The organism is Burkholderia sp. NFPP32 (assembly GCF_900119325.1).
Taxonomy (GTDB): domain Bacteria; phylum Pseudomonadota; class Gammaproteobacteria; order Burkholderiales; family Burkholderiaceae; genus Burkholderia; species Burkholderia pyrrocinia_C.
On record NZ_FPJP01000021.1, the window covers coordinates 48926 to 67297 of the forward strand.

Sequence of the window (18372 nt, forward strand, 5' to 3'; positions counted from 1 at the left end):
TGCCTGTCCGCCGTGATCCGCCCCAGACCCACTTGCTTCGCGCCTTTGAGGCGGTCGCCCGGCTGAAGAGTTTCAAGCAGGCGGCTGTCGAAATCGGCGTGTCACAGAGTGCTGTCAGCCAGCGCGTAGCGGCTCTCGAAGCCCGTCTCGATACATGCCTGATCCATCGAGACCATGGCCGCTTCGAATTGACCCGCGATGGCCTTGCTTATCTGGCAACAGCGGAAGGCGTGCTGAGAACGCTGGCGCGCGCGGACAACCGGCTCGCGGATCGCCGCGACACTGTCCGCATGACGGTTGTCTCGTCCTTTGCGCACTGCTGGCTCGCTCCCCGACTCGAATCGCTCTCCCAGTCCTTTGAAGACATCTGTCTCGATCTGCACGTTTCCGACGAGATCGTAGCCATCGACGAAGGCGAATACGATCTCGCGATCCGCTTGCATCCGAGGGCTGGTATCCCGGGAGAGCGGATGACGGCAACCGACGACGTGCTCATCCCGGTCCACGCGCCCGGCAGTCGGGCGAGCCGTGCCGGGCGCCCGGACCCGTTCGACGGCATGAGGTTGCTCGAAGATGACTGTAGCCGTCTCGGCGGATCTCGCCACCAGTCGTGGGACGCATGGTATGAGTTCAACGGATGCGATATTCCGCGAGAGCGCAGGCGGATCGTGTTCAGCGATGCGGGCTTGATGATCGAGGCCGCGCGCCGCGGGGCAGGCGTCGCTCTCGCACGCCAATCGCTGGTGGCGGACCATCTGGCTGCTGGCGAGTTGGTGAAATTCGACGGAACGCCGCTCGAATGCGTGGGGCAGACATCATTGATTCAACGACGAGCGAGCAGTCGCAGCAAGGCAAGTCAGCGCGTCGCAAAATGGCTTCTTGATGCCGTGTCCGCCGATGTCGCTTAGGATCGCTTGTCGTGTTTTTGGGGCGGTGGTCTGGAGGTCGGGCGATATTTTCAAGAGCAACGATAGCCATTCCCCAACCTAACTGTCGGTGTGATCCGCCCCAACCACCTCCTTGGTGAAGGCGAGCAGGAGTTCGCTGAGCCGAACCGGCTGCTCCTGTTGGATCCAGTGACCGGCGCCGTCGATCATCTCGATGCCCGCCATTCTCGTCGTCGCCTTCGTCCTCATGAGATCGAGCGCGCCCGGCGCCGAATACGTACCCCAATCGCTCTTGCCGCCAATGAAGAGCGACGGGACATCGATCGTCTTGCCCGAAAACAGGCGCAACTCAGCGTTTAGGTCAGGATCGGAAAAGACGCGATAAGCCTGCAGGGCGCCTTGAAACCCCGTGCGGCCATACTCCTCCGTGTACACCCCAAGTTCCGGCTCGGTGAGCCATTTGCTGGCCAGGACCTCGGCGGCGGAGGGGTGGAATGGAGCGACGGTCTCGGGCATCGTCTTGCCGAGATCCATGACGTAATAGGTGGGCATTTGCGCAAGTTCTGCGGCGGTCGGCGCCTTCAACGGATGCGGCTTATTTCCCGGCCAGTCGGCGCTCTTGACGTAGAAAAATGCACGAAGAAACGCGTGTAAGCCTTGAGGGGGGTGCCACATGTCATGGTTCGCCTCCCGTGTGCTCAGGTATTGCTGGTAATACTCTCTCGGCGGGTCGAGCGCAGCCAGCGCGGCCGCCAGCTTTTGATTGCCGGTATTCGGTTGAACCGACGAAACCTCGCTTTCCGCAATGTTGAACGGAAGCGTCGGCGGACCGGGGAACGGTGCACTCATCAGCACTACCGAGGGAAAGACGTCGGGTCGGGCTAGCGCACAATAGGCCGCGACGGGCGAGCCGAGGTCGTGCCCGACGAGCATTGCCGTACGCCGATACCCCAACGCCAAAACCAATCCGAGGGCGTCACGCGTCATATTCAAAAGGCTGAAAGGCGCCAGCTGGGCGTCATAGTCGTTCATCCAACCGGTGGTGCGGCCAAAACCCCGCTGGTCGGGCGCCACGACATGGTAGCCGGCGTCAGCCAGAATCGGGATCAGGTGTCGCCAGCCGTAAGCCAAATCGGGAAAACCGTGCAGAAGCAATGCAAGCGGCCGGCCGGGGTTCTCGTAACCGGCCTCGAGAATATGGACATCGAGGCCGTTGACCCCGTGGATCATGCGCGAGCGGACACTCTTCGGAAGCGTTCCACCGCCATATGTTGATGCGGACAAGTCGACTCCTCCTATGGGGTTTGCGCGGGCGGGTCGAATCAAAGGGGCAAACAGGCTGACCGCGCCCATCGCCAGGAAGGCTCGTCGGGACGCCGTTGGCCTGAAGCGATGTGGGCGACTCATGATGGAACACCCCGTCCGCGTGCAAGCGCTGTCTTCAGCTTCAGCGAAAACGCACGCGACGAACGATTCGCCCGGCGGCCGGGCAATCGAGGACGAGCAGCCCCGACACGAAGATGCTCTGCATAGGATGAGCGAGGAAACCCGCGCGTTTCACGTTGAGTTTCAGCTATTCGTGCCGCGATCTGGGGAGGCTGTGGATCACTGAACGAACCTTCTTGACTTGCGATTGGGTCGAGGGGCATCGCCGGGCTCCGGATATGGTGATCACCATACTATGCCAATCGCCATAGAATCATCAAGCGAAACGTGCTATGTTCCCGGCATGCCACGTAAGACTGACGCCCGCGCTCGCGCGATTGCCACGGCCCAACGACTGTTTCGCATCCAGGGCTACACTGCGACGGGATTGACTCAGATCCTTGAAGAAAGCGGTGCGCCTAAAGGATCGTTCTACTTTCACTTTCCACGCGGCAAGGCACAACTCGCAGAAGAAGCAATCGATAATTACATTGCGAATCGAATTGCTGTACTACGGGACATCTCGGCGAATACGACGGGTGATGCTCTGAATTTTGTTCATCAGATTTTCAGGACATTCGCGGCTGAAATGGTTGCCTCTGATTTCCAGTATGGATGTCTGATGCAAAATCTGGCGAATGAGCTGCCCGCGCTCGACGCCGAGCTGACCAAACGGATAGCACGCGGGTTTGTTGAGTCGACCGAGATTATTGCGGAGCATTTTAGGGGGTGCGGTTTCGCTCCCACGCGCGCGTCCTCTACCGCAGCCGCATTGGTAGCCGCCCTCGAAGGCGCGCGGACGATCGCCCGCCTGGAACGCACACCCGCTGTATTCGAGGCGCTGGCAGAGGTTAGTGTTCAAAGGTGGGCTGCCTCCGAGGGGTGATCCGGTCCAATGTTCCCGGTCGGACGAAATTGGCCCCGATCATCCTACGAAGAGCGTCGATCTTTCGCGCATGTCCGTTCGCAGACGCTCAGCCCCCGGATGAATGTCTTAGCCTTGTCCATTGCCGGACCGCCACAATCAGTTTGGCTTCGGCTTAAGCGGGAATATGTCAGCTAATTCTCTCGACTGCGTTCGCTTGGGTCTGCAATCCAAGATTGGTCGCTCGTCAATGAAGTCCGGCCACAGCTGCAATTTCAGGCAAATGCCGGCTGGTTCTTGACACTCGGGCGTTCCCGCATTCTCTTGTACCAGGCGAGAAGGGCTTCACACTCGGTGGGAACGGGCAGCTTCACGATCGACGCGAAGACCAAGCCGCCGATGACGGTGATGTCGGCCATCGAGAACGCATCCCCGCCGACAAATGGCTGCTTTTTCAGGACGTCATTGAAGTACTGCATGCCCCTCAGGGCTTTGTCACGCTGACGAAATCCCCATTCGGAGTTCTGATAGAGCTCGACTTCGGGCCCGAGCCCGGGCGTGGCGTGGTGGAAATAGACACTGATGGCGTCGAGCAATTCCAGCTCGGCGCGCTTGCTCATCATGTGGATCACACCCTTTTCGCGCGGCGTGCTACCGGTAAGCGTGGGTACGCCATCGAGCGCGTCGAGGTATTCGGTAATGGCGGTGCACTCGGCAATACAGGTTCCGTCATCCAGTTCAAGCACCGGTAGCGTGCCGGAGTAGTTCTTGTTGGCGATGAACCCAGGCCTTTTGTGCTCGCCCTTGTATAGATCGACCAAGACGTACTGGACGCGCGATTGCAGGCCCTTCTCAGCCAGAGCGATACGGACTCGTGTCGGATAAGGGCCCGTGGGGAAATCGTAAATCGTCATGGTAGCCAGTTTGCTTACGTCGAATTCGCGGGTGTCGGAAACCATGGTTCGCCTATCAGGATGGGTGAAGCGTTTGAAATTAGATAGGGCCGAACCGTTTGATGCGACCCTACCTGCCACTTGGTAGGTTTACGTTAGACGCTATAATGTGCTTGGTCAACACGTATTTTTCTTAAGCGAGGCAAGCAGTGAGGAACGAAGCCAGTTCGAATTCAAGGGAAAACATCCTCGCGGCAGCCAAGCTGGCTGCGCAGTCGCATGGCTACGACGGTCTGAATTTTCGTGATCTCGCGTTAGCGGTCGGTATCAAGGCAGCCAGCATTCACCATCACTTTCCCACGAAGGCCGATCTTGGCGCGGCGGTAGCAAGGCGCTACTGGGAGGACTCGGCGGCCACTCTGGACGCACTGTGGACCGAATCCTCGGATCCGATCGACTGTCTGCGCCGCTATCCAGAGACGTTTCGCAAGGCGCTGGAGAACGGTAATCGGATATGCCTCTGCAGTTTCATGGCCGCCGAATCTGATGACTTGCCCGAAGCGGTAACGAAAGAAGTCCAAACCTTTGCAGATGTGAATATTGCGTGGTTGAGCAAAGTGCTGTCGGCCACGGCCAGCGCCGAGGATAGCGAGGGGCGTGCTCGCGCTATCTTCGCAGCCGTCGCTGGCGCGCAACTCATCGCCAGAAGTCGCGCGGATATCTCTGTCTATGACGGGCTAATTGAAAGCTATCGTGTTGCTGGTCTTTTGCCGGCATAGCAGTAGAAAAAAGTGGGGGTATCAGAATTTCCGTGTTCAAGGCGGGTTGAGAATCACACGGACGGACGAACGAAACGATCGACGTAGAGGATCGCGAATTGGTTCATGGCCGCCTTCCAGTCCTTGGCTGCGCGTCCCCAATCAGCGGTGATATTGCGCAGTGCCAGCCAGATGTGTTTCGTCGCTGCGTCATCTGTCGCGAAGTGTCCCCGCGTCTTGATGATCTTGCGCAGTTGCGAGTTGATATTCTCGATGGCGTTCGTAGTGTATATAACCTTGCGTATCTCAGGCGGAAACGCAAAGAACGGAATCACGCGGTCCCAGGCATTGCGCCAGGCTGTGCTGACGGGCGGGAATCTCTGGCCCCAGGGCCCTTCGGCAAACGCCTCAAGTTCGGCCTGAGCCGCCTCCGCGCTGGGTGCCGTATAGATCGGCTTGATCGCGGCGGCCAATCCCTTGCGATCCTTCCAGCTCGCGTAATCGAGGCTGTTGCGGATCAGATGGATGACGCAGGTTTGCAGCGTGGTCGCCGGGAACACCGCACCCAGCGCCCGCTCGATCAGCGCCTTCTTGAGCGCCATCGTCGCGGCGTTGATGGCCTCGGCCGACATCGGACCATTGCCGAACTGTTCAAGCAGCTCGGTGGGAATTGCCGGCAGCGTTGCCGGCGGTGTTTTTCGGTTTGCGTGGCATACGTTCTTCTTGGGAACATCATATGCCTCGAACACGAAATTGCTGACAGGCCCGCGCTTTCCGACTGCGGATTCAACCGGTCGATGCAGCATGACACTTGCACGGACGCGACTCATCACGCTATTTCTTCTTCGACACAATCGCCGCCAACTTTGGCCAACGCATTCAGCAACCCTGTTCGCAGCGTGATCAACGCGAGACTCTTTGCGTCGAGTTCGGCGAGTTTTGCTTGCAGGCACGCGACCTTTTGGTCAACGCCGAACGTCGGACTTTCCCATACATGGACAACGTCGCGAATTTCCGCCAGCGTGAAGCCCAACGCCTTCGCGTGGACGATCAGCCTTATCCGCTGTAACGAAAGTTCTGAATAGCGCTTGTAAGTGTTCGTCGCGTTAGGTTGTGTTGCTTTGTCCAGCAGACCCATGCGCTCGTAGTAACGGACGGTGTCGCGCGATACACCCGCCCGCTTGCATAGCTCGCCGATGCGCATGCTGCCTCCAATCAATGTCGTGGAGCGTCATTTACGCTTGACCGTTGCCTATAGTCAACGGTTTAGAGTGCAAACTCCCGTTCCACTCCATCAGCAAGCTATGAGTAAATCTTTCGATTTTGGCGGAAAAACAGCACTCGTCACCGGTGCATCGTCGGGTATCGGGCGCGCGTTTGCCTATGCGTTGGCCGAACGCGGTGCGAGACTCCTGCTGGTCGCACGCTCTCACGACAAGCTGCGCGATCTGGCCGCAGAACTGCGGCGCGACTATGCGTGCGACGCCGATTTTCTGACGGTCGACCTGAGCGCGGCCGACGCCGTCGACACGATCGATCGTCATCTGAAGGAGACCGGCACGATCGTCGATGTGCTGATCAACAACGCGGGCTTCGCAGCATACGGGCGCTTTGAAACGATTCCGTTGACGCGCCAGCGCGATGAAGTTCTGGTGAACTGCATCGCCGCGCTCGAGCTGACTCATCTTCTGCTGCCGGGGATGCAAGCGCGATCCGGTGGCGCAGTCATCAACGTCGCGTCAACCGCGGCATTCCAGCCCGATCCGTATATGGCCGTCTACGGCGCGACGAAGGCCTTTCTCCTGTCATTTTCGGAAGCTGTTTGGGCTGAGAACCGGCATCGGGGCATCCGGGTCGTCGCGCTATGTCCTGGCGCGACGCAAACGGCCTTTTTCGACGTTGTCGGCGCGAAGGAGGCTGCTGTCGGCGTGCCGATGCCGGTCGCGAACGTGGTGCGGGATGCGTTGTGGGCGCTCGATCGCAATCTGAGCTATCGGGTTGTGGGGGCGCGAAATCGACTGCTGGCGAACTTGCAGAGACTACTGAGCCGTCATATGTCGGCCCGGCTCGTTGAAAAAATCCTTCGGCCAAGAGAAGATCCGGATTTCGCGGCAACAGATCTCAAGGCTTAGGGCGGTGCCGTTTCCAGATGGTAGTCTCTCGATGTCGCTATCCGCAGATCGTCTTCGGCGGATAGCGAACGGTTGCAACTGGCCGAACACCAACAGTGCGCCCCCCCGTTCCCCGAAAATTCGAGAAGAACCAAAAAAGGCCGACAGGCAGGGTGCCCGTCGGCCTTTCTCGACTGCGCGCGCCGCGCGTTACTTCGCCGCAAGCGCGCTCGCCACGCGTTTATCGCTCCACGCATTGTCGGCGACGCTCAGCTTCTGCGGAATCAGCTTCGCCGCGTAGAACGCGTCCGCGACACCCTGCTGAACCGCAACGATCTTCTCGTCGACCGGCACCGCCCCAAATGGCACGCGCTTGATCCACGTCTCGACGAGCGCGAGCGGCAACCCGACCTTCGGCGCGATCAGCGCGGCGGTCTCGGCCGGATGCCCGTTGACCCACAGGCCCGTCTCGCGCGCCTGCTTCAGGATCGCGCCGACCACGTCGGCATGCTGCTCCGCGAAATCCCGCGTCGCCTCGTAGAAGTTGTTCGCCGGCGTGAGGCCCGTGTAGTCGGACAGCGTGCGGATCTTCAGCGAATTCTGCGCGGCCGCGTAATACGGATCCCAGACGGCCCACGCATCGACGTTGCCGCTTTCGAACGCGGCGCGTGCGTCGGCGGGCGGTAGGTACACCGGGCGAATCTCGTCGTAGCGCACGCCGGCCTTCTTCAGCGCTTCCAGAAGCAGGTAGTTCGCGCTCGAGCCTTTCTGCAGCGCGACCTTCTTGCCGCGCAGCTCGGCGAGCGAGCGGATCGGCGAATCGGCCTTCACGAACACGGCTTCGTTGTGCGGCGACGGCGGTTCCGCGCCGACGTACACGAAGCGCACGCCTGCTGCCTGCGCAAACACGGGCGGCGGCGCGCCCGTATAGCCGAAGTCGATGCTGTTCGCGTTCAGCGCTTCGAGCAGTTGCGGGCCGGCCGGGAATTCGAACCACTGCACGTTGTAGCCGAGCGGCTTGAGCCGCGCTTCGAGCGAGCCCTGCGCCTTGATGATCGACAGCAGGCCGGCCTTTTGATAGCCGATGCGCACGACCTTGTCGGCGCCGCCCTGCGCGAAGGCCGACGCGGCGGACAGCGCGACGAGCGCGACGGCGGCGGTGCGGGTGATCCAGCGGGTGAAACGAATCATCGAACGGACTCCATGCGAAACGTCTTCGGGAGAGCGGCCGGTGCCGCTCGGTTGGAAGAATCGTCGCATGGGCGGTTGCGCTCGCAAACGAAGCATTGCCGATAAGAATATGACGGCGGCGGCCCTATGCTTTGTCGTCGTCGCCTTGCGTATCGGGCGTGCCGGACTGGCGCGCCGCTTCGTCGCTGAGCTTCTTGTCGAGGATCGTCGCGACGCGGCCGCCGAGATACGCGCCCGCCGCGGTTTCGAGCGCGCGGTTCGTCTCGCCTTCGACGAACACGGCCGCGAGCGGGCGCAGGCGCCAGATCGCGTCGACCAGTTCGGGCACGTCGGTGGCCGGCGGCAGCGTGCCGGCGTCGTAGCGGTCGAGCCGCTTCACGACGAGATCGACGAGCAGCCGCGCAATCGCGTCGAAATGCGGCCGCGCGAGGCTGATCACGTCGAGCAGCTCGCGCGGCGGGATGCCTTCCTTCGTCATCGCGGCCGCCGCTTCGAGCAGTGCGGGGCTCTTCGCGACGAACGACAGGCCGTGCCGTTCGAGCAGCCCGAGCTCGGTCACGCGCGAAAGCTGCGTGGTCGCCTGCGGCCCGAACATCTGCGCGAGCGCGGCGAGCGAATAGGTTTTCGGCAGTTCATGCGACCAGCGGCCGCCGATCGCGTTTTCGAGGCCGAGGATCGAGCGCAGGTCGTGGCCTTCGTCGATCGCCTTGATCAGGTCCTGGATGTTCGACAGCGTGTAGCCGCGCGCGAGCAGGTGGTTGATCAGCTTCAGGCGCGCGACGTGCGTGTCGTCGTAGATGCCGACGCGCCCGCGCTTCTCGGGCGGTGCGAGCAAACCGCGATCCTGGTACGCGCGGACGTTGCGCACGGTCGTGTCGGACACGCGCGCCAGCTCGTCGACCGTGTACTCGTTGCGGGAATCCGCCGCGGCCTCGTCGGGGGTGGAATGAGTCTGTTTTGACATGCGGCCATTCTAGCGCGACGCGGCAGGCCCGGGCGAGGCGGGGAGCGTGCGTGCGCCGTCCCCGAGCGGGCGCTGCAGCAGCGCCGTGTCGATCCAGCGGCCGTGCTTGAAGCCGACCGCCTTCAGCGTGCCGGCCGGCTCGAAGCCGAACGCGCGATGCAGCGACGTCGAGCCGCCGGTGCCGCCGTCGGCGATCACCGCGATCATCTGCCGCCACGGGCCGGTCTCGCAGCGCGCGATCAGCGCCGCGAGCAGTGCGCGGCCGATCCCGCGCCCGCGCTGCGCATCGTCGATGTAGATCGAATCCTCGATCGTGAAGCGGTATGCGCTGCGCGTGCGGTACGGCGTCGCGTACGCGTAGCCGGCCACGCGGCCGTCGCATTCTGCAATCCAAGGATGAGGAAGCATGGTATGGACACGCCGGCAACGTAGTACGGATGCGACTTTCATGCTTTTACCCGATGTCCATAGAAAGTGGGCATTTCGCTAGCACGGTAGGCTGTTTTGTCCATAGCACCTGTGTCGGAGCAGACTCTCGGCGCTGTTGCAATAGTGGTTTTGTTCCGCTCGGCGAGGCCGCACCACGACGCAAACCGCGGTCGCACTAAGTCGGCTATGCGTGCTGTCCGACATCAGCATCGAGGTTGCGATATTTGCCTTGCGCTTTTCGTTACAATTTGATACCGTTTTGTTTCCCGGCGATAGGCGGTCTGTTGGCGCCTATCCTCCATTGCGTCACTATGTGATATCGCGATATAGCATTGCGGAATCATTGAATTCCTACATGTCATATCTGTTTGATTTGTGGTCATTGCGCACTGCGCTAGACAAGCCGGGATTGAATGGAGAAGCTGCTATGAAAAAATTTACTTTCGTACAGCGTCTAGTTCTTGCACTGATTCCTCTCGGGGTCGAACTTGTTCGACTTGCAGAGATTATCGTCAAGAACGTGACCATTAATTATAGAAAAAATGGATGCTCGATGGGATTCCAAGTTTGAGCTGAAACCTGGGAAATGGGTTTTCGTTCCAAACAACACAGCAATTGAGCTCGGTCGGGAAATTAAGGACGACCTGCAGCGACGCTGGAAAGCTCCTTCGTATTTTTATCATCTGCGCGATGGTGGTCACGTCGCTGCGTTGAAATCCCACTTGGGGCAAAGCCGTTTCATTCACGTTGACATTAGAGATTTTTTCGGAAGTATCAACCGAAGCCGTGTAACGCGCGCCTTGAAAGGGCTATACAGCTACGACGAAGCACGGGAAATTGCAAATCTCTCGACTGTCCGGCATCCGGAAGGCCGAGAAAGGCGATTTATTTTGCCTTACGGTTTCGTTCAGTCGACGCTTCTCGCTAGTGTCTGTCTCCGCAAAAGCGCCCTCGGTAATTTCCTGAAGCGTATCTCAGTGGAAGACGGTGTGGTGGTCAGCGTTTACGTTGATGATATAGTAATTTCTCTGAATGAGCCGGAGCGGGCAGAGGAAATTTTTGGCGACTTGAAAAAGTCTGCCGAGAAGAGCGGGTTCGATTTAAATGAAGATAAAGAACAGCGGCCGGCTGAAAGAATTAATGCGTTCAACATCGAGTTGTCTCAGAATTCACTGCAGATATTGCCGGAGCGTTGGCTGAGGTTTCTCGACGCGATGCGCGAGACCGATAATGAGTTGCGACAGCTGGCTATATTGGGTTACGTTGATTCCGTAAACCCGGGGCAGGCAGCGCAGCTTCAAGTGAGCGCGCTTTGAAATCGCGTCGGAAGCAATTGCCGGATACTTTCCTTCTAAATTGTTGGATAAATATAAGAAAGGGTGATGTCTGGATTTTTAGAATTTGACGTTGATTTCCTAATTCAACTCTTGAATTAGAGGCGGGGTGATGGAGGGCAAGTTTGCATCAGGCTACCTTGGATATCGTCGCTCAAATCGATTTGTTTCGAACGAGTTTTCGAACATCTCGGTATCGGTCAGGTAGAGCATCACCAGCACCTCTCCGGCGCGCCCGGGCATGGCATGTTCATAAACTTCGTATTCGTCGGCGCCCTCATTTGAAAACCACGCGTCTGCAGACTGCTTTCCTGCGCACTGCTGCACTTTGTCGCCATTGACAACGTCATAGGCGAAGCTGTCACTATCAAGCGTTTGATGTAGCCGCCATCGACGCGGGACATGCGGCGCGGCCGCTCGCCATCGAATCCCTCGGGCGTTATAGCAAGCGATGATGACCGGCAAGGAGTCGACCTCGGCCATCCGAATTACGGCTGCCGACATGCTAACTTCAAACGCTTGAGCGACTTCTTCGATGTGTTTGAACGTAGGCAATTTTGCCCCCGACCGGATGGCGGGGTCGAACAGAATCCGCGGCATCAACAGATGTGCGGCATAGCTGTCGGCTTCCTTTTCCAGTGTCGTGTCAGAGGCCAGGTTTTCGGTCAGGTCGTCGACTCGGCAGCGGAACGATTTTCCCCGGTGGAGATTCCAGTGCCCAAGCTCATGCGCGACTGAAAATCGTTCGCGGCCACGATTCCCTGACGGGCGTATGGTCGCGATTGCCTGATTCTTGACACCCACGAGGGTTGCCTCGCAGCCATCAAGCGCCTCATAGCGGACGTCCATGCCCGCGTCGCAGGCGATGGCTTCTACATCGAGTTCCGATGGTGACGAGATGCCGAATTCAGAGATGAGGACCTCGGCGCGCTGGCCGGGCGTCATTCGTCATCCCCTTGGCCAGTCCTGAGTTGCTTGAGCTGTGAGTAGAGTCGTCGCGCGTCTGCTTCTGACATTTCACTGAGCTGGCGGGCAGCAAGGGTGACGCGGCCATCATTGGCCGCTTCGTTTATATAGGCCCTGACTTCCTCCAATGATGCCGACGAGTGTGATGGAGCTATATCCTCTCGCCGCTGAACACGCGCCTTCGCAGCTGCCAACCGCTTCCGACCAGCTTCGCGATTTGCTGCTGCGATGCGGGTGGCAGCGCGCTCTTGCACCTTGTCGATATCTTGACCTTCGAGGATTTCCTCGTCCGACATCGACATCAACTCATACATGTACGACTCGAGAAAGCTCGATGAGAACTCAGGCTTGCGCGATGCGCTCATCCGTTCCTCCTTTCGTCTTCCATCGTTTCCAGTTTCCTGAGCAGCCGCTTTCGGGCGGCTTCATATTGGTTTTCGCTCATACCTAGCGCTTCGATGGCTTCTTGCCCGCGCCGTCCCATCGCCCATTCCCAAGCGACCAAGGTTGCGTCCTCGTCATCGGCGAGGAGCGCCTCGAGCCGCTTCAACTTCTGGGCGTCGTACGCCACGTCCTCTGGGGTCACTGTTTCGACGGGTTCGACGTTGCGAACCAGCACGTCGGCGTCCTCCATCGCTTCGGTAGCAGCAACTATCATTCCGGACTCGATGGGACCGTTTGTCTCGCGCTTCCGGTAGTTGCTGGCCATGCTGTCTAGGACTGACGCAATCGCCGGCACGGCGGCAAAGCCGTGATGCCAGATGCGTTCCCCGCTAAGCAGCTTCATGTATGCCTCTTGAAGCAGGTCTTCGTGAGATATGCCAGATACACCGGCAAAGGCATATTGCGCGAGCCGCTCGACCCGAACCCGGTCGGCCGTCGACATATTCTCAAGTTCCAGCTTGACCTCCGCCGGACTCAGGCGGTGGTCTGTATCGGAGGCCGTTTTCATAGCTCCCGAACTCCCCATATTGGTAAAGACTCTTCGGGCGCGTTCTACGGACGCTGCCGAAGGAAATTTATGTTGAGACGTCCGTGCGACCGTTCTGAAGAGTCTTACTAGGTATGGGCGAAGCATTCGGTGCTTCGCCGCTCCAGTGAGCGAGGACTATTCGATGATAGTAGAACGCAAGACGCGCGACATCAATCGTTACCTGTCGCATCTCCCTGAAGGTAAAAAATACTACCTCGGCGTGCGTGTGCTCCCTGAGCATGCTCGCCGTCTGGAGGCTCTGGGCTTCTCGAGCCCGCTGGTTATCGGCGAACGCCTGCTGCCGCCGGCGCGGGGTGCGGCAAGCCGTCGAAACGCTAATGGTTTCGACATCGTGCATCGTGACCTGGAGAAGGAGACGGCGTACCGCCAGATTAGCTGGACGTATACGCAGCGGCACGGCGACCGTGAGGTTGAGGTGACCGAGGTCAAGGATGTTCCGTACTACCGCTATCCGCGCACGAAGGTTCCGCCGTATTCCATCGAGGTCGTTGTCTCGGCAGACCCGGGTGGCGCGCACTGCATTGTGGCCGGACCGTTCAAACGTACGGACGCGCAGGCGGCCGCTGCGACGAACACGGCCAACATGCTCGTCGAGCAGTTCGGCTCTTTCGAGGTGCTTGACACGTCGATGAGCCCGTCGGTGGGTGTGCCGGTCCGCCGACTCAACTGGAAGCTCTTGCCGCCGGGGAAGAACCTCTGGCAGACCGCGTGGCCGTCGCTCGAGACCGTTATCGAAAAGAGCCGCGGAAAGAGCCGCGAAGTGGTCGCGGCGCGCTTCAAGGAAATCGGCAAATACAGCCCGGAATTTATCGCCGTCGGTTTGGGTGGATTCGACGACTACGTCGTATTCGGCTTCCCGCGTAGGGGTATCTGCATCCTGGAAAGCCGATTCACCAACAACGCCACCTACGCGCTCGCTCATGCGAATTGGGAAATCGTCTCGCAGATGACCAAGGCGCAAATCCTGTCTGCGTCGGCGCACGACGCGCGATTGATTCACGACCGCAACTGGTTCGACGCCTTGGCGGAAATCCTGGCTCGCCCCTCCGCAAGCGCTGCGTAGTCGAATGCATGCGTCGCTCGCGCCAGGGACATTTTGAAAGCGGTCGTATTGACCGGTGCGATGCCGTGCGCATCGCAATGCTCCTTTCAAATGAAAGAAATATTGCGATGCGGCACAAGATATTGTGTTAATTGTTTGAAATATTCTATATATTGTGTCTTTGTAAAATGTTCCCCCTCATGTCTTGAGCAGTAAAAGTTGCCGCCAATGGTTGGCGGCATTTTCACGCACTTGTTTGAAGGATGTCACCCATGGCAACGCCAGAAATCACTTTTTTCCCCGTGGGCAATGGGGACATGACACTTATCAAAGTGTCCAGCGGCCGGACGATTCTTATCGACATCAACATCCGGCAGCCCGGTGATGGCGTGCGCGACGTGCTCAAGGATTTGCGCGAGAAACTTGCCGTCGACGAGGAAGGGCGCCCGTACGTGGACGTGATGGTGCTGAGCCATCCGGACCAGGACCATTGCCGCGGCCTGCGCGAGCACTTCTATCTGGGTTCGTTGATGGACTATCCGACGAAGGGCGAGCCGTCGAAAATCGTCATTCATGAGATGTGGTCGTCGCCGCTCGTATTCCGCCGCGCCTCGAAATACCACACGCTGAGCGATGACGCCCGCGCGTGGAACACGGAAGCAAAGCGTCGCGTTGCGCTCTTTCGCGAAGAAGGGCAACTGGAAGATGGCGACCGCATCTTGATTATGGGCGAGGACACGGACGGCAAGACCGACGACATCCTCGACATCGTCGTGAAGACCGATGAGCGCGTCACGGCAGTGGCCGGGAAAGAGCAGGAAAACTTCAGTGCGTTGCTCCTGGCGCCAATGCCTGCTGACGACGAGCACGATGCCGACGAACTTTCGAAAAACGAGTCGAGCATCATCATCAATTATTCCATCGGCACGGGAGCGGTCGCAGACGCCGTGAAATTTCTGTCGGGCGGCGATGCAGAGGTGTACATCTGGGAAAAACAGTGGAAACGCCACAAGGGCGACACGACGGCGCTCGAATACGACTTGCTGTCGACGCCTCACCATTGCTCGTGGCACACGCTCTCGTGGCACAGCTGGAGCAAGAAGAAGGAGGATGCTGAAGTGTCTTCCGACGCGCGCAAAGCGCTGTCGCAGACGCGCGCGGGCGCTTACATCGTCGCTAGCAGCAACCTGATTCTCGACGACGACAATGACCCTCCTTGCATTCGCGCAAAGCGCGAGTACGAAGCTATCGCGAAGGAGGCGTCAGGCAAGTTTGTGAACACCTCGGCCCATCCCAACGAGAAGAATCCCGAGCCGATGGTGTTCGAAGTCACGTCAGGTGGCGTCAAGGCGAAATGGAAGGTTGCCGCGGCCCCTGCAGCGGCGGGTGCTGCCGCAGCATTCGGCTCGAAGCCCTTATCGCACGGCTAAGACTGAGGTCGCCATGAGCGCTCTACTGCACGGTGCAATCCAGTTGCTCGAGGCGCATCCTGCGGTCGAGTCGGTAAAGGTCGAAGAAACTTCCGGCGGTGGCGCAAACGTCTACGCGACGTTTCTCGTTGACTTGCCGTCACGCTGGGCTGCCGCGGGTGCAAGTCCGAACGGCGTCCGAGCGCGCGAGGAAGTGCTCGTCGAATTTCCGTCCGGTTTCCCGGGTAGGGCACCGCGATTCACGTTGCGCGAGAATTTTCCGGATGCGTTGCCGCATATCTATCTGCACAAGCGCGGAAGTCGGGTGCCCCCGTGCATTACGTTCGGCGACAAGCTTGATGTAATGCATTCAGACGGCTTCTTTCGCCTTGTCGACCAGATGTCGGATTGGCTTAACAAAGCTGCGGTCGATGAGCTGGCCATCAACGAGAAAGGCTGGGAGCCGAGCCGAAGGGACGTCGGCTCCCACTTTGTCGAGATGGACCCCGCAGAACATTTCGACAAGCCACCGTTTGGCGGGTGGCGCCTATTCATGTGCATGGCGTGCTGGAGCAAAGACGGCCGCTGGTCGTTAGCGCGTAACCCGCAGCAGAAGTTCCCGGTCGGCGACCAGGCCTTCATGCGTGAGTGGCTGAACACGCTTGGGGTGAACGAAAAGGCTTATCGCGGGCGAGCACCTGTGGTTTTCTGCTGGCCACAAGCCGCTCCTGGTGAGCAATCCGCTATTCATGAGCGATACAAGGCCGATACGGTCACGACATTTGCAGAGCTTGCCGAGCAGGCTTCCGAGTGGGGGTGTCGAGTTGCACTAGACGATTTCGTGAGCAACTTCAACCGCACCCTTGCAACGTCGAAATACAAGGTTGATGTGCTCTTGTATTTTGCCTTCCCGGTGCGCAGGCCCACAAACATTATCGGTACCCAGAGCCAGTTTGAGATGTTGGGCTACAAGATGCAACTCTCGCTGCCGGCCAAGCTGTCAGTGGACGATACTACGGCGGTCAGTGCCGTTGCTTTCTCATCTCCCATCTCTTCGAAACTGTTGAGGCGGACGTCGGGGCTGCAAGAACAATCCAAGGAGTTGCAACTGACATTTGTCGGCTGCGGGAGCCTCGGGTCGAAGGTTGCCATGCACGTCGCGCGCGCGGGCGGCAAGGCGGCGCTGCTTATAGACGACAAGCTTGCTGTCGCGCATAACGTGGCGCGCCATGCACTCTTGCCTGACGACGTGGCTAACTTGCACGGAAAGGCAGAGCGGCTGGCGCAGATTATGGGAAGCTTTGCTTCAAAGCGCCCGAAGTTTGTCGCATCTGACGTTCGCGGCCTGGACTTCAATGCAGCTAAGTATCGAGATTTTTTTTGCGGCGAGCAATCGGTGGTTGTGAACACGACTGGCTCGCCTGCTGTGCGCGACTTTTTCGCGAAAGCGAAATTTGACGCCCGTGTCATCGAGGGGGCTCTTGTCCATCATGGCGACGCAGCATTCATGACCGTGGAAGGAAAAGGCAGAAATCCCTCAACCGTCGACCTGCTGTATCACGCATACGAGCGACTGCGCTCGCTCGGGCTTCTGCGCGATGCGGGTGTAACAGCAGTGGCGAATATTCTCGAAATCGGTATCGGCTGCCACTCGGTCACTATCCCCACGTCTGACGCGCGAGTCTCGCTCGTCGCAGCTGGAATCGGTCAGAGACTGCATCAATACGATGAGGTCGGCTTGCTAGGGACCGGCATGGCGTCCGTCGCTTCTGTTGGTGACGACGGAATGTCAATCACGTGGACTCACGATGAGGTTGGCGCAACGCACGTGGCGGAGGTGTTCGACGGGAAGACGTGGACTGTGCGTGTGCTCGATAGGGCCCATAAAAAAATTGTCGCCGATGTTGCAGAGCATCCTACGGTCGAAACTGGCGGCATTATCGTGGGAAATGTTTCCGCGCTCACGAGAGAGATATTCATCACCGACATCCTCCCTGCGTCGCCTGACAGCACACGCTCGCCTGCGCGTTTCGTGCTCGGGGTTGAAGGAACTCTCGACACGATTCGCGGCTATGAAGCGCTCGGTGGACACACGCTCTGGTGCCTGGGGACATGGCATAGCCATTTGGCGGTGAGTGGTCCATCACAGATGGACAGGGATACCGCGAAATCGCTCGATGGACAAATACGTCACGCGGCAGTTTTGCTCATTCGCCACCCGCAAGGTTACGCTGCACTGGTCCGTGATGCCACGCCAGCTTAAAGGTCGCACGGCTTCGATACTCGACACGACGGGGAAACACATGGATGCTCTACAGCAGGTCGCACAAGTAGCATCATCTGGAAAGTCGTTGAAAGCGCGCAATATGGTCTGGCTCGTCGGTGTTGGCGTCTTCGATGTCATCATATTGCTGGTCATCGCGTTTCATCACCCAATCGACGACTTCACCGCGGATAAGGGCATGGCGCTACGAACGGGCCTGTCGGTTTTCCTGCCCGTTCCCATTATTTTTCTTTCGTACTTGCTCTCGCACTCGCAGAAGGCGATTCTCGTATTCTGGCGCCTTCGTAACCCGATGCCCGGTTCGCGAGCTTTTTCCGTGCATGCACAGAGCGATACGCGGATTGACGTCGACGCGCTGAAGAAAAATGTGGGGGCTTTCCCGAGTGACGAGCGCGACCAAAATTCGATGTGGTACAGGCTCTACAAGCAGGTGGAGAACGAAGCGTCGGTGCTCGAGAGCCACCAGAAATATCTGATGTTCCGGGACATCGCTGCGATGTCGCTGTTGCTTGTGCCGCTGGTAGCGCTTGGGCTCTTTCTGTTCGGCAACACGGTCAGGGCTATCGTATGGTCTGCGGTGGTCTTCGCAGTCCAGTATCTGATTGCGGTGCTGGCAGCACGTAACTCCGGAATTCGCTTCGTCCAGAACGTTCTTTGCATCCATTCAGCAAAGAAGGTCAGTGGTGCGCGACGAGCTGTTTCTAGGAGCAAACCAGAAAAGAAGGCGGGAGTGGCTGATGGCCGAGGTGAGTGACACACATTGCCGTGCTTCAGCCTGCAGCGGCATCGACGCGAGTGCTCTCGAGCGAACTGCGATTCT

At 58.9% G+C, this 18372-nt stretch carries 17 protein-coding genes and 2 pseudogenes; 9 read left to right on the forward strand and 10 right to left on the reverse strand.

Annotated elements, in window-relative coordinates; all coding sequences use genetic code 11:
- Positions 1–32: 32 nt before the first annotated feature.
- On the forward strand, positions 33–908 hold the full coding sequence (locus tag BT264_RS29190; protein ID WP_177318419.1) for a LysR family transcriptional regulator: 876 nt from the start codon (positions 33–35) through the stop codon (positions 906–908).
- A gap of 78 nt (positions 909–986) precedes the next feature.
- On the opposite strand, the gene BT264_RS29195 is transcribed toward BT264_RS29190, so the two are convergent.
- A complete protein-coding gene (locus tag BT264_RS29195; RefSeq protein ID WP_072443300.1) occupies positions 987–2117 on the reverse strand; it encodes an alpha/beta fold hydrolase in 1131 nt (376 codons plus the stop codon).
- A 451-nt stretch (positions 2118–2568) separates the two neighbouring features.
- Here BT264_RS29195 and BT264_RS29200 point away from each other — a divergent pair, with 451 nt between their 5' ends.
- Entirely contained in the window at positions 2569–3198 is a 630-nt protein-coding gene (locus BT264_RS29200) for a TetR/AcrR family transcriptional regulator (protein ID WP_072443298.1), read from the forward strand.
- A 254-nt stretch (positions 3199–3452) separates the two neighbouring features.
- On the opposite strand, the gene BT264_RS29205 is transcribed toward BT264_RS29200, so the two are convergent.
- Complete coding sequence (locus tag BT264_RS29205; protein ID WP_072443296.1) at positions 3453–4136, reverse strand: glutathione S-transferase; 684 nt, start codon at positions 4134–4136, stop codon at positions 3453–3455.
- A 143-nt stretch (positions 4137–4279) separates the two neighbouring features.
- Here BT264_RS29205 and BT264_RS29210 point away from each other — a divergent pair, with 143 nt between their 5' ends.
- Positions 4280–4849, forward strand: coding sequence for a TetR/AcrR family transcriptional regulator (locus BT264_RS29210; protein WP_072443294.1), 570 nt, complete (start codon positions 4280–4282; stop codon positions 4847–4849).
- A gap of 53 nt (positions 4850–4902) precedes the next feature.
- On the opposite strand, the pseudogene BT264_RS29215 reads toward BT264_RS29210, so the two are convergent.
- Positions 4903–5409: pseudogene (locus tag BT264_RS29215) on the reverse strand (transposase); the annotation flags it as partial.
- Positions 5410–5657: 248 nt separating this feature from the next.
- On the reverse strand, positions 5658–6032 hold the full coding sequence (locus BT264_RS29220) for a heavy metal-responsive transcriptional regulator (protein WP_072443292.1): 375 nt from the start codon (positions 6030–6032) through the stop codon (positions 5658–5660).
- Between the two features lie 100 nt (positions 6033–6132).
- Here BT264_RS29220 and BT264_RS29225 point away from each other — a divergent pair, with 100 nt between their 5' ends.
- Entirely contained in the window at positions 6133–6960 is an 828-nt protein-coding gene (locus tag BT264_RS29225) for an SDR family NAD(P)-dependent oxidoreductase (RefSeq protein ID WP_072443290.1), read from the forward strand.
- Positions 6961–7149: 189 nt separating this feature from the next.
- Here the strand turns inward: BT264_RS29225 and BT264_RS29230 are convergent, their stop codons facing one another.
- From BT264_RS29230 to BT264_RS29240, 3 genes and pseudogenes are all read right to left on the reverse strand, one after another.
- On the reverse strand, positions 7150–8130 hold the full coding sequence (locus BT264_RS29230; protein WP_072443288.1) for a sulfonate ABC transporter substrate-binding protein: 981 nt from the start codon (positions 8128–8130) through the stop codon (positions 7150–7152).
- Between the two features lie 124 nt (positions 8131–8254).
- Positions 8255–9094 carry a MerR family transcriptional regulator gene (locus BT264_RS29235; RefSeq protein ID WP_072443286.1) on the reverse strand — a complete coding sequence of 280 codons (840 nt, stop codon included), beginning with the start codon at positions 9092–9094 and terminating at the stop codon, positions 8255–8257.
- 9 nt (positions 9095–9103) lie between these two features.
- Positions 9104–9526, reverse strand: a pseudogene (locus tag BT264_RS29240) (N-acetyltransferase family protein); the annotation flags it as partial.
- Positions 9527–10065: 539 nt separating this feature from the next.
- Between BT264_RS29240 and BT264_RS29245 the strand changes: the two are divergent.
- The gene (locus BT264_RS29245; RefSeq protein WP_072443284.1) at positions 10066–10839 is read left to right on the forward strand and encodes a reverse transcriptase domain-containing protein; all 774 of its coding nucleotides are present in this window, start codon (positions 10066–10068) and stop codon (positions 10837–10839) included.
- 153 nt (positions 10840–10992) lie between these two features.
- Here the strand turns inward: BT264_RS29245 and BT264_RS29250 are convergent, their stop codons facing one another.
- From BT264_RS29250 to BT264_RS29260, 3 genes are read right to left on the reverse strand one after another with little or no spacing between them, the layout of a single operon-like run.
- A complete protein-coding gene (locus BT264_RS29250) occupies positions 10993–11802 on the reverse strand; it encodes an ImmA/IrrE family metallo-endopeptidase (RefSeq protein ID WP_072443282.1) in 810 nt (269 codons plus the stop codon).
- Positions 11799–12188, reverse strand: a complete 390-nt coding sequence (locus tag BT264_RS29255; RefSeq protein ID WP_083596251.1) for a hypothetical protein — start codon at positions 12186–12188, stop codon at positions 11799–11801. Before BT264_RS29255 ends, BT264_RS29250 begins: the two co-directional genes overlap by 4 nt.
- Positions 12185–12775 (reverse strand): hypothetical protein, encoded by a 591-nt coding sequence (locus BT264_RS29260; protein ID WP_072443280.1) that lies wholly within the window; start codon positions 12773–12775, stop codon positions 12185–12187. The genes BT264_RS29255 and BT264_RS29260 overlap by 4 nt, the downstream gene beginning before the upstream one ends.
- A 163-nt stretch (positions 12776–12938) precedes the next feature.
- Between BT264_RS29260 and BT264_RS29265 the strand changes: the two genes are divergently transcribed.
- The 4 genes from BT264_RS29265 (at position 12939) to BT264_RS29280 (ending at position 18306) form a co-directional block, all read left to right on the forward strand.
- Positions 12939–13880 (forward strand): hypothetical protein, encoded by a 942-nt coding sequence (locus BT264_RS29265; protein WP_072443397.1) that lies wholly within the window; start codon positions 12939–12941, stop codon positions 13878–13880.
- A 251-nt stretch (positions 13881–14131) separates the two neighbouring features.
- Positions 14132–15289, forward strand: a complete 1158-nt coding sequence (locus BT264_RS29270; RefSeq protein ID WP_083534237.1) for a ComEC/Rec2 family competence protein — start codon at positions 14132–14134, stop codon at positions 15287–15289.
- A gap of 13 nt (positions 15290–15302) precedes the next feature.
- Positions 15303–17531 carry a Mov34/MPN/PAD-1 family protein gene (locus tag BT264_RS29275; protein WP_072443276.1) on the forward strand — a complete coding sequence of 743 codons (2229 nt, stop codon included), beginning with the start codon at positions 15303–15305 and terminating at the stop codon, positions 17529–17531.
- Positions 17446–18306, forward strand: coding sequence for a hypothetical protein (locus BT264_RS29280; protein WP_256260729.1), 861 nt, complete (start codon positions 17446–17448; stop codon positions 18304–18306). The genes BT264_RS29275 and BT264_RS29280 overlap by 86 nt, the downstream gene beginning before the upstream one ends.
- Positions 18307–18372 lie beyond the last annotated feature (66 nt).

Bases quoted from the DNA above. Each gene is read 5' to 3' on its own strand.
- BT264_RS29250 (WP_072443282.1), bottom strand. From the start codon at position 11,802: ATGACGCCCGGCCAGCGCGCCGAGGTCCTCATCTCTGAATTCGGCATC.
- BT264_RS29260 (WP_072443280.1), bottom strand. From the start codon at position 12,775: ATGAAAACGGCCTCCGATACAGACCACCGCCTGAGTCCGGCGGAGGTC.
- BT264_RS29275 (WP_072443276.1), top strand. From the start codon at position 15,303: ATGAGCGCTCTACTGCACGGTGCAATCCAGTTGCTCGAGGCGCATCCT.
- BT264_RS29195 (WP_072443300.1), bottom strand. From the start codon at position 2,117: ATGATCCACGGGGTCAACGGCCTCGATGTCCATATTCTCGAGGCCGGT.
- BT264_RS29270 (WP_083534237.1), top strand. From the start codon at position 14,132: ATGGCAACGCCAGAAATCACTTTTTTCCCCGTGGGCAATGGGGACATG.
- BT264_RS29245 (WP_072443284.1), top strand. From the start codon at position 10,066: ATGGATGCTCGATGGGATTCCAAGTTTGAGCTGAAACCTGGGAAATGG.
- BT264_RS29220 (WP_072443292.1), bottom strand. From the start codon at position 6,032: ATGCGCATCGGCGAGCTATGCAAGCGGGCGGGTGTATCGCGCGACACC.
- BT264_RS29235 (WP_072443286.1), bottom strand. From the start codon at position 9,094: ATGTCAAAACAGACTCATTCCACCCCCGACGAGGCCGCGGCGGATTCC.
- BT264_RS29200 (WP_072443298.1), top strand. From the start codon at position 2,569: ATGCCAATCGCCATAGAATCATCAAGCGAAACGTGCTATGTTCCCGGC.
- BT264_RS29255 (WP_083596251.1), bottom strand. From the start codon at position 12,188: ATGAGCGCATCGCGCAAGCCTGAGTTCTCATCGAGCTTTCTCGAGTCG.
- BT264_RS29265 (WP_072443397.1), top strand. From the start codon at position 12,939: ATGATAGTAGAACGCAAGACGCGCGACATCAATCGTTACCTGTCGCAT.
- BT264_RS29225 (WP_072443290.1), top strand. From the start codon at position 6,133: ATGAGTAAATCTTTCGATTTTGGCGGAAAAACAGCACTCGTCACCGGT.
- BT264_RS29280 (WP_256260729.1), top strand. From the start codon at position 17,446: ATGGACAAATACGTCACGCGGCAGTTTTGCTCATTCGCCACCCGCAAG.
- BT264_RS29205 (WP_072443296.1), bottom strand. From the start codon at position 4,136: ATGGTTTCCGACACCCGCGAATTCGACGTAAGCAAACTGGCTACCATG.
- BT264_RS29230 (WP_072443288.1), bottom strand. From the start codon at position 8,130: ATGATTCGTTTCACCCGCTGGATCACCCGCACCGCCGCCGTCGCGCTC.